Here is a 14,180-nt window from a genome sequence, read left to right on the forward strand (position 1 = left end):
CACTCTTAGCGAGTGTCTTTTAGCGCTTATTTCATTTGTTGCTTGTTCATTGCGCTCATCATTTGATTGATTTTCTTTTGGGAAGGTTTTTGTCCCATTTGCATCATCATCATTTTTAACATTTGTTCGTTAATTGGTGGATTTTTTTGTAAGTAATTCATCATATATTTGCGGGCAATGAAAAATCCTAACGCCACGCCTGCTACTAGTGCTACTACGCCCACTAGAATACCTAACCAAATTGGCATATATTTTCCTCCTTCATGTTGTCTACCTTACAGTGTACTAAAACCTTTTCAATAAGACAAGATACAATTCGACATTTTTTACACATATGTTCGTACTTGTTTTAGAGGATTCAGCCATCCGTACTTTGTATTTTCATAATCCATAGCTAAAAATGTTAATTCACACTTTCTTAACACCTCAAAGAATGTTGTTTCCATAGAGACATTTCCAGAGGTATTCATACGAATATAGTGCGGTTTCACCATTATTTCGCCGTACTCCGCTCCCGTATAAAGTGTATGTGTATGATGTGTTCTATCATATTTACCAAGAACGCGCAAAGCTTGTTCTAATTTATGATGAATTTTCATTACTTGCAATGGCATCGTTATATACATCATTTGCTTATATAACACTTTTTTCTCCGAAAGGGACCCAGATTCTGAAAATCGAGCAAATAAATCAAAAAACAAATATTCACGACCAAAATAAGCTTTCGCAATATCCTCTTGAATTAAATACAATTCATACGTTTTCATTTTTCCACTCCCAATCTGGACAACCTTTTCTCTTCATTATATATAAGAAAATTTGCAATGATTGTCTGACTGCGGAGAGATAAAAAACTTTTTCTGTCGAAAAAACTCATTTACATAGAAAAACCTCTCCATGCCGGAGAGATTTTTCTGAAATCATTAAAGCATTTCTTTTACTTTACGAACAACGTTCTCTACAGTAAATCCATACTCTTCCATAATCTTCTCACCAGGAGCAGAAGCACCGAATGTATCGATACCTAACACATCTCCTTCAAGACCTACGTAACGGTGCCATCCGAATGTAGCACCCATTTCGATTGCGAAACGTTTTGTTACTGCTTTTGGTAATACAGATTCTTTGTACTCTGCAGTTTGAGCTTCGAAGCGATCCATAGATGGCATGCTGACAACCGCTGCGTCAACGCCGTCTACTGCTAATGCTTTTTGAGCTTCAACAGCTAGGCTTACTTCAGATCCAGTTGCAAGTAAGATTACATCAGCCGTTTCTTTCTTGCTTGCAGAAACTACATATGCACCTTTTGCTACTTTTTCATACGTATCATCTTTTGCACCTTCTAATGTTGGAAGGTCTTGACGAGTTAATACTAAAGCAGTTGGTTTGTTTGTAGATTCTAAAGCAAGTCTCCAAGCTGCAACAGATTCGTTACCATCAGCAGGACGGATAACAGAAACGTTTGGCATTGCACGAAGCGCTGCTAATTGCTCGATTGGTTCATGTGTTGGACCATCTTCACCAACAGCGATACTGTCATGTGTGAATACATACGTTACTGGCAATTGCATTAATGCTGCAAGGCGAATTGCTGGACGTAAGTAATCAGAGAATACGAAGAACGTACCACCGTAAGTTTTTAAACCACCATGTAGTGCAATACCGTTCATTGCTGCACCCATTGCGAACTCACGTACACCGTACCAAATGTTTTTACCGCTGTAATCATCTCTTGTAAAGTCTTTTTCGTTATTCATGTATGTTTTGTTAGAACCAGCAAGGTCAGCAGATCCACCGAAGAATGATGGTACAGACTCTGCAATTGCATTAATTACAGCACCAGAAGAATTACGAGTTGCTGCTTTTGATCCTAATTCATAAGTTGGTAGGTTTTGCTCCCAACCTTCTGGAAGTTGACCGTTCATTGCTGCTTGGAATTCGTTTGCTAATTCTGGGTATGCTTGTGCATATTCACCTAGCATCGTGTTCCACTCAGCTTGCGCAGTTTCACCAACATCTTGTACTGTTTTACGGAAGTTGTCATATACTTCTTCTGCTACGTGGAAGTCTTGCTCAGCAGTCCAAGCATATGCTTCTTTCGTTAATTTCGTTTCTTCTACACCAAGTGGAGAACCATGTGAAGCTGATTTTCCTGATTTGTTTGGAGAACCGAAACCAATTGTCGTTCTTACTTCAATTAGCGTTGGGCGTTTTTCGTCAGCTTTCGCTTCTTCAATTGCTTTCGCGATTGCTTCAATATCGTTTCCATCCTCAACACGGATTACTTGCCATCCGTATGCTTTGTAACGATCTTCTACACTTTCAGAGAATGAACGATTTAAATCGCCATCTAATGAAATATCGTTTGAATCATAAAGCACAACAAGACGACCTAATTGTAAATGAGCAGCTAATGAAGATGCTTCAGCAGAAACGCCCTCCATTAAATCTCCATCACCACAAATAGCGTATGTATAATGATCTACTACACTATACGCATCACGGTTATATTTAGCAGCTAAATGTCTTTCAGCCATTGCCATACCTACAGCAGTTGCAATACCTTGTCCAAGTGGACCAGTCGTTGCATCTACACCAGCTGTATGACCGTACTCAGGATGTCCTGGAGTTTTGCTTCCCCATTGACGGAAGTTCTTTAAGTCATCCATTGTTACATCATAACCAGATAGGTGAAGTAGGCTGTATAATAACATTGAACCATGACCTGCAGATAATACGAAACGATCACGGTTAAACCACGTTGGGTTATTTGGATTGTGTTTCATAAATTGAGTCCATAATGTATAAGCCATTGGTGCTGCACCCATTGGCATTCCTGGGTGACCAGAGTTTGCTTTTTCAATCGCATCGATGGATAATGTGCGAATCGTGTTGATAGAAAGTTGTTCGATTGAATGTGACATGCTATTCTTCCCTTCGCTTATATTAGTAAACGTTTTATACATTTATATGATAGCTTCCCACGCAAGATTATACAACATGTATCGACAAATATGTTGATATTTTTTTGGTTTTTTATAAAAAAATCAATGTTCCCGGGAATGTATGGGCATTCAATATGACATACTTTTTCATTATTTTTATTTTAAAAAGAAAGGGAATTATCTGTATATTTATACAAATTTCTTCTATACTTACTTTTTTTAATACGTTTTTAAAAACACAAAAAGCATCTAACTTCGATGCTTTTCAAATAAGTTAAACAATCCGTTTCCGAATCGAACTTGAAATCCAATCAATTATAATTACCATTAAAATGATACCTAATAAAATAATCCCAACACGAGACCAATTCCGTGAACTCAGCGCAAAAATTAAAGGTGTACCAATCCCTCCTGCTCCAATAACCCCTAAAATCGCAGCGGATCGTACATTAATTTCAAATCTGTATAACGTATACGATAGAAAATCCGGTAACACTTGTGGTAACACTGCATACCAAAGTATTTGAAAACGGTTTGCTCCTGTTGCTAGTAACGCTTCCGTCGGTCCTTTATCTATGTTTTCAATTCCTTCTGAATATAGTTTCCCTAACATTCCAATAGAATGTAATCCTAAGGCCAATACTCCTGCAAAAGAGCCTGGACCAACAGCTTTTATAAATAAAAGAGCCATAACTAATTCAGGAAACGTACGAACAAAACTAAGTACAAATTTCCCAGATCCTGAAGTTAATTTTCCACTACTCATATTCGTTGCCGCCCAAAAGGCAAACGGAACAGATAAAAATGCAGAAATAAATGTACCTAATATTGCAATTGCCAACGTATCAATTAATCCATGTAATAAATCTTCACCATCTGGCAAAGATACATACGACCAGTCTGGATTCAATATCCCTGTCATAATTGCTTTCGTGATTTCACCTGCTGTGTCCTTTATCCCCTCTAATGGTACTCCTGAAAAGGCCCATACATATACAACTGTAAGTGCTATTAAAATAATCCAGCGATATATACTCGGTTTCTTCGGTTTTGGCACAATCATCGTCGTTCTATTCATTATAGTTTCTCCCGTAACAATGTACTAATGTAGTCAATTAACAAAACAACAATAAGGGTATAAATAATTATAGAAGCAGTTTGTTTATATTGTAAAAATCCAAGTGTACGATCATAATATAGTCCAATACCACCTGCTCCTACTAAACCTAAAACAGCTGCTGCACGTACGTTCACCTCAAATGTATAAAGAACATAGGAGACAAAATGTGCTTTTACTTGCGGAATTACCCCATAAACAATCCATTGTACCTTAGTAGCCCCTACAGCTGTCATCGCTTCTAGTGGGCCAGGGTCAATTGATTCAATTGATTCATACAACAATTTCGCTACAAGTCCAATTGAAAAAAAAGTAAGAGCCAAAATACCTGGAAGTGGCCCAATTCCAAAAATCGCTACGAAAATAGCCGCCAATAATAAATCTGGTATTGTTCGTATAAAATTTAAAATCATTCGAGCTAGACTGTATAAAAATGTGTTAGTAAACACATTACTTGCTGCAAACAATGCAAGTGGAATAGCTAAAATCGCTCCTAAGGTCGTCCCAATAATCGCCATACGTATTGTATCTAACATCGCTGTTGTAATAACTTGAAAATAACTCCAATCAGGTGGCACCATTTCTTTCAATAGATCTACCATATTTGGAAAACCGCCTACCAGTTTTGAAAATGATGCATCTACTTGTACACTACTACTCCACAGCATTAAAATAACTAAAATAAACGTTAACATATGTTTCAATTTACTCGGCGGCTTCGGTATTTCATTTGAATATATCGTCACCTCATTCATTTTACTGCCACCTCTAATAATTCGCTTTTCTGAGCAACGTCCCCATAAATTTCAGCGAATTTTTCATCCGTTGCTTCTTCTACTAAACCGTCAAAAACAATTTCTCCTGCATGTAATCCGATAATGCGTGTCGCATATTGTCTAGCCAAATCAATAGAATGTAAATTTACAATTGTCGTGATTCCAAAATCTTCATTAATTTTTTTCAAATCATCTAGCACTTGCTTTGTCGTAAGTGGATCTAACGATGCAACAGGCTCATCTGCCAATATGATTTTTGCTTCTTGCGCCAATGCTCTAGCTATCGATACACGTTGCTGTTGTCCTCCTGATAATTCATCAGCACGTGCATATGCTTTTTCTAAAATATTCACTCTTTTTAACGCTTGAAATGCGAGCTCCACATCTTCTTTCGGAAACAAACCTAACGTTGTACGTAATGTGGAATGATATCCAACACGACCAGCTAATACATTTTTTAATACTGTTGATCGCTTTACAAGGTTAAAACTTTGGAAGATCATACCGATATCCCGGCGCATACGCCTTAATCCTTTTCCTTTCGCAGAAGTAATAGACTCACCTTCAATAATGATTTCTCCTTCGGTAATCTCATGAAGACGATTTACGGATCTGAGAAGTGTAGATTTTCCAGCTCCGGATAATCCGACCACTACAATAAACTCACCTTTTTGAATCTTTAAATTTATATTATTCAATCCCTTTGTGCCATTCGGATACATTTTGGAAACATTTCGAAACTCTATCACACATCTTACCTACCTTCTATGTATTCAAAACGGCAAACTAACTGAAAACATCCCCTTTCAGCTAGCTGCCATTTCCATATGTATTATTGCGTTTTTACTTTCTTCCCATATTCACGAACGATGTCAAATTTACTATCATCAGATTTAACATATCCTTCATGTGAATATACTTCTTTAATGATTTTGTGACCTTCCTCATTCTTTCCAATTTCAATGAAAGCATCTTGTAATTTCTTGCTCCACTCTGCATCTAAATCAGATCGTACAGAAATTGTATCGTTCGGAATTTTCTCAGTAAATTTCACTATTTTCGTTTGATCAAATATATTCGGATAATCTTTTTTTACAATATTACGAGCATCTTGGAATACAACAGCCGCATCTACGTCACCATTTAAAAGAGCAATAAGCGACTGATCGTGACCTTTTAATGTAACAGGTTTCACATCTTTTAACGGATCAATTCCCTCTTTTAATAGAACAGCTGCAGGCCACACATATCCCGCTGATGACGTTACATCTTGATAGCCAATTTTTTTACCTTTTAAATCTTTTACACTATTAATATTTGAATCTTTCTTAACAACAAACTCAGATTTATAAAAGTCTACTAAATCCTTTGTAGGGGCTCCCGTTTCATCATCTACTCCAAAACGTTGTGCTTGTAAAATTACATTTGCAGCCTTCTTTTCATGTGCTAATACGTACGCTGTTGGCGGTAAAAATCCTACATCTACTTGTTTAGATGCCATCGCTTCTACAATTGTATTGTAGTTCGTTGAAATACTAACTTTTACTGGAATATTTAACTTATCACTTAATAGCTTCTCAAGCGGTTTTGCCTTCGCCTCTAACGTATCTGCATTTTGAGAAGGAACAAATTGAACATTTAAAGTCTTCGGTACATACCCTTTTTTCGTATCTTCATTTTTACTTGATTCCTTCGTTCCACAGCCACTTAATAATCCCGCTGCTAGTACAACTGTTGTGCTCATTGCAAAAACTTTTTTCAACATATTAATGCCTCCATTTTTCATTGTTATAAAATAACCTTTCATAAACATGAAGAAATATATCACATATTTTTACAAATAATTGATTATTTACAGAATCTTTACACATTCTATACACTCACATTAAAATTCTCTTCACATATTTGATATGATGAATTGGAAGATAACAATAGAAAAGGTGAGTCATATTGGAACAAAATCAAACTGTAACTTTAAACATCTTATTAACAAGCGATATACATGGCACTGTTTATCCTATTCACTACCAAGATAACTCCCCAGCAGAACTTGGTTTAGCTAAAATTTCTACTCTTATAAAAAAAGAACGTTCCCAAAATACAAACGTTCTTTTAATTGATAATGGCGACTTTATTCAAGGAACACCATTTACTTATCATTATGTTACATACGAAAAAAACAAAAAAAACCCAATGTCCTTATTAGCGAATTACTTACAGTATGACGCTGCAATTATCGGCAATCATGAATTTAATTACGGGATGGATATATTAAATAATGCTGTGACTACTGCGAACTTCCCGTACCTATCAGCAAACATTTTAGATAAAAACAGTAAAAAACCTTATTTCGGGAAACCATATGTAATAAAACATATTGAATCAAATATAAAAATTGCTATTTTAGGGGTAACAACACATTACATACCAAATTGGGAACAGTCCCATCACATTAAAGATTTACTATTTGAAGATGCATTAAAGACTACAAAAGAATGGGTTTCTTATATTCGCAAACATGAGAAACCAGATTTACTAGTCGTAGCGTATCACGGGGGAGTTGAACGAGATTTACAAACCGGGGTACCGACTGAAGTGTTAACAGGAGAAAACCAAGGATATGCAATGTGCCATGAAATTGAAGGCATAGATATCTTATTAACAGGCCACCAACACCGTGAAATTTCTCACACAATGGCTAACGGTGTAACAATTTTACAGACCGGATGCAATGGACACTCAGTTGGAAAAGTAAAAGTAACATTCGAAAAAACGAAACATAAATGGGTGAAAAAAGAGAGTTCTTCTGAATTATTATCTGTACAAGGATTTGAGGCGGACCAAGATGTACTTTCATTGGTAGCCGATTACGAAAAGAAAACACAAAAGTGGCTTGATCAACCTATTGGAATCATTCAAGGGGACATGCAAATTTCAGATGCTATGCAAACTCGTTTGCATGATCATCCTTTTATAGAATTCATAAATAAAATACAGATGAATATAGCTAATGTATCAATTTCTTGTACAAGTTTGTTCCATAATACATCTCCAGGTTTCCCGGAACATGTAACAATGCGTGATATCGTTTCTAATTATATTTATCCAAACACATTAAAAGTAATTAAAATAACTGGAGCAGATATAAAAAATGCTCTTGAACTCTCTGCTTCTTATTTCACATTAAAAACAGATGGATCAATCACCGTAAGTCCTACCTACATAGAACCAAAGCCACAACATTATAATTATGATATGTGGGAAGGGATTTCATACGTATTAAACATTTCAAAACCAATTGGTGAAAGAGTAGAATCTTTACAGCATAACAGTGCTCCTCTTAATATGAATGAAGAATATGACGTTGTAATGAATAATTATCGTGCAAGTGGCGGGGGAAATTTCTTTATGTTTCAAAACAAACCAGTAGTAAAAGATATACCCACAGATATGTCTGAACTTATCGCTAATTATATATTGGAACATAAAACGATAGAAGCAACAGTTAATAACAACTGGAAAGTTATTAAATAACGATTTTTACAAATAAAAAAGATGGGCTTCGCCCATCTTTTAATTTAATTTTGCATTATCTTGCTTTTTTAAAGCTTTTAATTTCGTCGGTGTAACATCTGTACCTTCTTCGTTAACAACTTTAATACCTTTAAGTTCGTTTAACATATTTTGACGAAATCCTTTTAAATATTGTTCACGTAGCGATTGACGCTCACGTTGCTCTTCTTCAGTTAAACCTTCAGCTTTTGCTTTTTTCGCTAAGAAGTTAATGCGTTCAACGAGTTCGTGATTAATCATCTCGAATCCCCCTTCTAATCAAAACTGATTATTATCATACAATAGTTACTCTTCTTTATCAAGCAATTGCTTCGTATACTCTACATATCTACGATGTACAGTCGCCTTTGAAACATTATGACCAAATCCACGTAATGTTGCTGCAATTTCTTCAAACGTGAGTTCACTTTTTCGCAAACGTACAATTTCCTCAATTGGCACTTCTTTTTTCTCTCTTCCTACACTTAAATGACGATTTTTTAAATTTTTTTCTGGACGATAACCTTTTTCTACTGCACGTTGCATACCTCGTTTAATTTTCATATTATGAATCTTTCTTTGATATTCTTCAACAATACCAATAATATCTAATACCATCGAATCAGAATCCGACAATTGTAATTCACCATTATGTGTATGCGTATATACTTTTATGCCTTCTTTATGTAAACAATGCATTAACGCGATCTTCGCATTTCCTCTACCAAGACGCGTTTCATCTTGTATAAGTAACACATCAATTTGTTCGTCTCGAATTGTATCCAACACCTCTAATATACCGTCACGTTCAATTGTATATCCACTAGCCTGCTCTTCAATCACCTTAGTAACATTCATTTGATAGCGCTCAGCTAAATGCAATAATTCATCTTTTTGACGTAATAATGATGTTTCTTGCGCTTCTTTCGTTGTACTCACACGTGCATAAATAATTGCATTCATTTTGAACCCCTCTTTCTCCCTATTATTTCCCTATAGTGTAACATAAATCCGCCATTTGTTCGAACTTATGTTTGTAGAATGTTTTTTCACATGTTATACTTATTAATAAGAAAAATGAAAGAAAACGAGGTGTTAGAAAACATGGAAAAGTTAACGAAACGCCAGCAAGACATTCTCGACTTTATTAAGCTAAAAGTACAAGAAAAAGGATATCCACCTTCCGTACGTGAAATTGGTCAAGCAGTCGGCCTCGCTTCTAGTTCTACAGTGCACGGACATTTATCACGATTAGAAGAAAAAGGATACATTCGACGCGATCCAACAAAACCACGTGCCATTGAAATTTTAGGTGAAGACCGAATGGATACGGAAACACAATCTGTTATTCAAGTTCCAATTGTCGGAAAAGTTACTGCTGGTTTACCAATTACAGCGGTCGAAAGCGTAGAGGAACATTTCCCACTTCCAGCTAGTATTGTTGCTGGAGCAGACCAAGTGTTCATGTTACGTATTTCTGGAGATAGTATGATTGAAGCTGGTATTTTCGATGGAGATTTAGTTGTTGTTCGCCAACAACAGTCTGCATATAATGGTGAAATTGTAGTCGCTTTAACAGAAGATAATGAAGCAACTGTTAAACGTTTCTATAAAGAAAAAGACCATTTCCGTCTACAACCAGAAAATTCTTCATTAGAACCTATCATTTTAAAACAAGTGTCAGTTATCGGGAAAGTAATTGGCGTATATCGTGATTTACATTAAAAATAAAAAAAAGAAGATAATTACCTTATTTATATAACGGTAATTATCTTCTTTTTTTGTATTTTGATAGATTTCCATGCATTCTATTTCTTATTAACGAGTTTTAATCGTCACATCTCCAGCAGCCGTTTTACCACTAATCTTTTTACTACCATTTCCAATTGTTACGTTTTTATTTTCTTCATTAAAAATTGTTACATCTCCGGCAGCACTTTGCCCAGTAATTACCGCATCTTGTGGTTTTTCCGATAAAGTAATATCTATATCTCCCGCAGTTGAACTTGCTTCTAGATTATACTTAGAATCATGATCTTGAATATTTATTTCCCCACTTGTTGTTTTTGCGGTCACTTTCCCTAATACCTTCTTAAAATTCACCTCACCAGCTTTTGTCGATCCCTCCACATTCTTAGCCGTTATTTGTTTCAACTCTACTTCTCCAGCAAGTGTTCTAACACTTACGCTATCACTTTTCACATCACTCATTTCGATTTGTCCAGCAGATGAATTTACTTTTACATCTTGGTAAGAGCGTTCGGGCACAAGGAGAGTCAATTTAGACGTTTGAAACCTAAAATCGTAAAAAGAAAAATCAAATGAAGCACCTTTTTCTCTTTCCCCAATAACTTTTAATGTGTCACCATCTTCTGCAATGCGAATCTCTTGTTTACGTACATCTCCTGATTGCTTGATATAAAAAGAAGAGTCAGGAGATTTTTGGACAATAATATCCCCGGCATCTAACTTAACTTCTATATTTTTTAATGTTTCGTTTTTAATTACATTTTCTTTATCGCCTTTTTTAGCAGTTTGTACTGCTTTTTCATATGTTTGGGAAATTCCTATTACTCCAATAATGATACAAGCAATAGCGATTAAAAATAGTTTTTTCATCATTTACTCTCCTTTTATCATTTTGAAGTTCCATATTACATATCGTACACACAATCTCTTAAACCACTTTGTACTATAAAAAGCGATAATACATAACAATAAACCTACTCCAACAAACGTTATACTAACGAAAAGATCCAACCATATAAAAGTACCCATAAATACTTTTCCAATAACGAAAAATGGTGTTACTACACTAGCAATACCACCGATCCAAAAAGAAAATATAAAAGCAATAATTGCGACTAATGGGCCTAACACAATAATAAAATTAAACAAACTAAGTCCAATCGCTGCCATAACAGCTCTTGTCACATTTGAAGTCGATGGATTTTTTTTCATTTCATCGAAGCGATACATCGCAAGTAATTCTTTCGCGATTACTTTCGGAGAACCAAGGCCTTGTATTATTTCTGATTCAGTTTTCCCCTCTTCTAGTCCAAACTGAAAGTGCTCTTCATAATCCAATAAAATATCTTGCCTCTCTTCCTCTGGTAACTTTCTAAGATAACTTGATAATTCTTTAAGAAACCCTTCTTTACTCATCCAATTCCACCCCTTCAATAATTTCTTGTACCCCTTTCGCAAAATCACACCATTCTGTTACTAACAAATGAAATTGCGTCTCCCCTTGCTCTGTTAATTGATAATATTTACGAGGTGGCCCTTCCGTAGATTCCTTTAAATACGTTTGAAAATACCCTTCTTTCGTCAAACGACGTAATAAAGGGTATACTGACCCTTCCGATATTAAAAATTTATTAGAAATTTGCTGAACAAGTTCATAACCGTAACTATCTTTACGTTTTACAAGTGCTAATACACAAAGTTCAAGCACACCTTTTTTAAACTGAACGTTCAAGTGCCATCCTCCTTTCCTATCTTAGTACTGTTCAATACACGGTACCTGTTTTATCCATAATATACCACTTAGTATTATTTATTGCAAGGTACTAAACTATATTTATTCCCAAAATTTAGAAAATGAACTAACGAAATCCTGAATAAGACTATGTTATAACTAAGTATCATTACGTTAATACCATTGAGTAATGATTCGATTCACAAGCCACAAACTTACAGCCTTGCAGATGAGGACGTAAAAATCATTGGTCGCGTCGTACAGGCAGTAAAAAATTATTAAGTTATAGCACAAGTAATTAAAAAAAGAGAAGATCGATTCTATCGAAAAAATTTTCTTAGTAAAATGATTCAAGGAAATCAAAAACAATCCAATAACTTCACTTAAAAAAGCTAAAAAAGCCCTGATACCGTAGTATCAAGGCTTCTCTCTCTTAGTATAGAGACATATATTGATCGCGTTCCCATTGGTGAACTTGTGTTCTAAAGATATCCCACTCAATCTCTTTCGCTTCGATGAAGTGCTCAAGTAAGTGTTCTCCTAGTGCACCGCATACTACTTCATTAGATTGTAATGTAACTAATGCTTGCGCTAATGTTGCTGGTAAATCAACGATACCTGCTTCTTCGCGCTCTTCTTTTGTCATTACATAGATGTTACGATCTACTGCTGCTGGTGGAGTTAATTTGTTTTTAATTCCATCAAGACCTGCAGCTAATAATGTAGCCATTACTAAATATGGGTTTGCAGCTGGGTCAACACTACGTACTTCTACGCGTGTACTAATACCACGAGATGCAGGGATACGTACTAACGGACTACGGTTTTGTGCAGACCATGCTACGTAACAAGGCGCTTCATATCCAGGCACTAGACGTTTGTATGAGTTTACAGTTGGGTTTGCTATCGCTGTAAATGCTGGTGCATGTTTTAAAATACCTGCGATGAAGTGACGAGCATCATCACTTAATTGTAAGTCACCGTTTGCATCAAAGAATACGTTCTCACCATTTTTAAATAATGATAAGTTACAGTGCATACCTGAACCGTTCACACCGTATAGTGGTTTTGGCATAAACGTTGCGTGTAAACCATGTTTACGAGCAATTGTTTTTACAACAAGTTTGAATGTTTGAATGTCATCACATGAGCGAATTGCATTTGCATATTTAAAGTCAATTTCGTGCTGCCCTGGAGCAACCTCATGGTGAGATGCTTCAATTTCAAATCCCATTTCTTCAAGTTCAAGAACGATATCACGACGACAGTTTTCCCCTAGATCCATCGGCGCAAGGTCGAAGTATCCACCGTTATCGTTTAGTTCTAATGTTGGATTTCCTTTTTCATCAACCTTAAATAGGAAGAATTCTGGCTCTGGTCCAAGATTGAAGTCTGAAAATCCTAAAGCTTCCATTTCTTTTAACACACGTTTTAAGTTGTTACGTGGGTCTCCATCAAATGGAGTGCCATCTGCATTGTAAATATCACAGATTAGTCGAGCTACTTTACCTTTTTCAGCTGTCCAAGGGAAAATTACCCAAGTGTCTAAATCAGGATATAAATACATATCAGATTCTTCAATACGTACGAAACCTTCAATCGAAGATCCATCAAACATCATTTTGTTATCAAGAGCTTTCGTTAATTGTCTCACTGGAATCTCTACGTTTTTAATTACCCCTAAAAGGTCCGTAAATTGTAAACGGATATACTTTACATTCTCTTCTTTCGCCAAACGGAAAATATCTTCTTTTGTGTATCTAGACATTATAAATTCCTCCTTAGTCCCTCTAATCGCCTTCAGAATCAGTTATCTTTAGTGAAAAAATCTTGAAATGTCACCTTGTCGCAATGAAGTTCGATTGAATCTACCTGTATGTTGTAGTTCATCTCGAAGTATTTTGCGAAGCTCAGTTTTTGAAATTTCTTTCGTTTCTTCTTTTACTTTCACTGCTTCTGTTTGATTTTCTTTCATTAGTAACACTTGTTTAATACCAGCCATATTCAAGCCTTGATCTAACAAATCTTTAATTTCTAACAACTTATCTACATCGTTAAATGAAAATAATCTACGATTCCCCTTTGTACGGGTTGGAGAAACAAGATTATGCTCTTCATAGTAGCGAATTTGACGTGCAGACAATTGTGTTAAATCCATAACAATACCAATAGGAAACAGCGGGGCAGAACGTCTATCTTCTTTCATTTTTCAGTTCCTCCTTCGCCTTAACTGCTTCTCATTTTATACTATGTTATGTTTAGTGTCAATAGATGTTAGCTTTTCTTACATGATTTTTTATAATTTTTTT

General features: G+C 35.6%; 16 protein-coding genes and 1 pseudogene. 3 read left to right on the top strand and 14 right to left on the bottom strand.

Annotated features, from left to right (window positions below; all coding sequences use genetic code 11):
• Positions 1–26: 26 nt before the first annotated feature.
• The 7 genes from DN407_RS17940 to DN407_RS17975 all read right to left on the bottom strand — a co-directional run bounded on the left by DN407_RS17940 (position 27) and on the right by DN407_RS17975 (position 6,603).
• The gene (locus DN407_RS17940; protein ID WP_001123317.1) at positions 27–248 is read right to left on the bottom strand and encodes a YneF family protein; all 222 of its coding nucleotides are present in this window, start codon (positions 246–248) and stop codon (positions 27–29) included.
• A gap of 78 nt (positions 249–326) precedes the next feature.
• Positions 327–767, bottom strand: a complete 441-nt coding sequence (sirA, locus tag DN407_RS17945) for a sporulation inhibitor of replication protein SirA (protein WP_000860645.1) — start codon at positions 765–767, stop codon at positions 327–329.
• Between the two features lie 156 nt (positions 768–923).
• Positions 924–2,924, bottom strand: a complete 2,001-nt coding sequence (gene tkt / locus DN407_RS17950; protein WP_000019782.1) for a transketolase — start codon at positions 2,922–2,924, stop codon at positions 924–926.
• A gap of 295 nt (positions 2,925–3,219) precedes the next feature.
• Positions 3,220–4,023, bottom strand: coding sequence for a phosphonate ABC transporter, permease protein PhnE (gene phnE / locus DN407_RS17960; protein ID WP_001082389.1), 804 nt, complete (start codon positions 4,021–4,023; stop codon positions 3,220–3,222).
• On the bottom strand, positions 4,023–4,817 hold the full coding sequence (gene phnE / locus DN407_RS17965; protein WP_001006812.1) for a phosphonate ABC transporter, permease protein PhnE: 795 nt from the start codon (positions 4,815–4,817) through the stop codon (positions 4,023–4,025). Before phnE (DN407_RS17965) ends, phnE (DN407_RS17960) begins: the two co-directional genes overlap by 1 nt.
• Positions 4,814–5,587, bottom strand: coding sequence for a phosphonate ABC transporter ATP-binding protein (gene phnC / locus DN407_RS17970; protein WP_149216543.1), 774 nt, complete (start codon positions 5,585–5,587; stop codon positions 4,814–4,816). Before phnC ends, phnE (DN407_RS17965) begins: the two co-directional genes overlap by 4 nt.
• An 83-nt stretch (positions 5,588–5,670) precedes the next feature.
• Complete coding sequence (locus DN407_RS17975) at positions 5,671–6,603, bottom strand: phosphate/phosphite/phosphonate ABC transporter substrate-binding protein (protein ID WP_000915077.1); 933 nt, start codon at positions 6,601–6,603, stop codon at positions 5,671–5,673.
• A gap of 185 nt (positions 6,604–6,788) precedes the next feature.
• Here DN407_RS17975 and DN407_RS17980 point away from each other — a divergent pair, with 185 nt between their 5' ends.
• Positions 6,789–8,372: a bifunctional metallophosphatase/5'-nucleotidase gene (locus DN407_RS17980; protein ID WP_087967684.1), complete on the top strand. Its 1,584-nt coding sequence runs from the start codon at positions 6,789–6,791 to the stop codon at positions 8,370–8,372.
• Between the two features lie 39 nt (positions 8,373–8,411).
• Here the strand turns inward: DN407_RS17980 and DN407_RS17985 are convergent, their stop codons facing one another.
• Both DN407_RS17985 and DN407_RS17990 read right to left on the bottom strand, forming a co-directional pair.
• Positions 8,412–8,651 carry a DUF896 domain-containing protein gene (locus DN407_RS17985; protein ID WP_000607015.1) on the bottom strand — a complete coding sequence of 80 codons (240 nt, stop codon included), beginning with the start codon at positions 8,649–8,651 and terminating at the stop codon, positions 8,412–8,414.
• A gap of 45 nt (positions 8,652–8,696) precedes the next feature.
• Complete coding sequence (locus DN407_RS17990; protein ID WP_000991472.1) at positions 8,697–9,353, bottom strand: YneB family resolvase-like protein; 657 nt, start codon at positions 9,351–9,353, stop codon at positions 8,697–8,699.
• A 141-nt stretch (positions 9,354–9,494) separates the two neighbouring features.
• Here DN407_RS17990 and lexA point away from each other — a divergent pair, with 141 nt between their 5' ends.
• A complete protein-coding gene (gene lexA, locus DN407_RS17995) occupies positions 9,495–10,115 on the top strand; it encodes a transcriptional repressor LexA (RefSeq protein ID WP_000413738.1) in 621 nt (206 codons plus the stop codon).
• A 93-nt stretch (positions 10,116–10,208) separates the two neighbouring features.
• On the opposite strand, the gene DN407_RS18000 is transcribed toward lexA, so the two are convergent.
• Genes DN407_RS18000 through DN407_RS18010 form a run of 3 tightly spaced genes read right to left on the bottom strand, consistent with a single transcriptional unit; the run spans position 10,209 to position 11,871 of the window.
• Complete coding sequence (locus DN407_RS18000; protein ID WP_000976240.1) at positions 10,209–11,012, bottom strand: DUF4097 family beta strand repeat-containing protein; 804 nt, start codon at positions 11,010–11,012, stop codon at positions 10,209–10,211.
• Complete coding sequence (locus DN407_RS18005; protein ID WP_000031383.1) at positions 11,013–11,555, bottom strand: DUF1700 domain-containing protein; 543 nt, start codon at positions 11,553–11,555, stop codon at positions 11,013–11,015. It lies immediately after the preceding gene.
• Entirely contained in the window at positions 11,548–11,871 is a 324-nt protein-coding gene (locus DN407_RS18010; protein WP_097998321.1) for a PadR family transcriptional regulator, read from the bottom strand. The genes DN407_RS18005 and DN407_RS18010 overlap by 8 nt, the downstream gene beginning before the upstream one ends.
• A gap of 162 nt (positions 11,872–12,033) precedes the next feature.
• On the opposite strand from DN407_RS18010, the pseudogene DN407_RS32955 reads away from it, so the two are divergent.
• Positions 12,034–12,153, top strand: a pseudogene (locus DN407_RS32955) (LexA family protein); the annotation flags it as partial.
• Positions 12,154–12,304: 151 nt separating this feature from the next.
• Here the strand turns inward: DN407_RS32955 and glnA are convergent.
• Positions 12,305–13,639 carry a type I glutamate--ammonia ligase gene (glnA, locus tag DN407_RS18015; RefSeq protein WP_000092763.1) on the bottom strand — a complete coding sequence of 445 codons (1,335 nt, stop codon included), beginning with the start codon at positions 13,637–13,639 and terminating at the stop codon, positions 12,305–12,307.
• Positions 13,640–13,687: 48 nt separating this feature from the next.
• The gene (gene glnR, locus DN407_RS18020) at positions 13,688–14,077 is read right to left on the bottom strand and encodes a transcriptional repressor GlnR (RefSeq protein ID WP_000656783.1); all 390 of its coding nucleotides are present in this window, start codon (positions 14,075–14,077) and stop codon (positions 13,688–13,690) included.
• Positions 14,078–14,180 lie beyond the last annotated feature (103 nt).

This window comes from Bacillus sp. JAS24-2, from assembly GCF_008274905.1.
In the GTDB taxonomy this organism is placed as follows: Bacteria; Bacillota; Bacilli; order Bacillales; family Bacillaceae_G; genus Bacillus_A; species Bacillus_A cereus.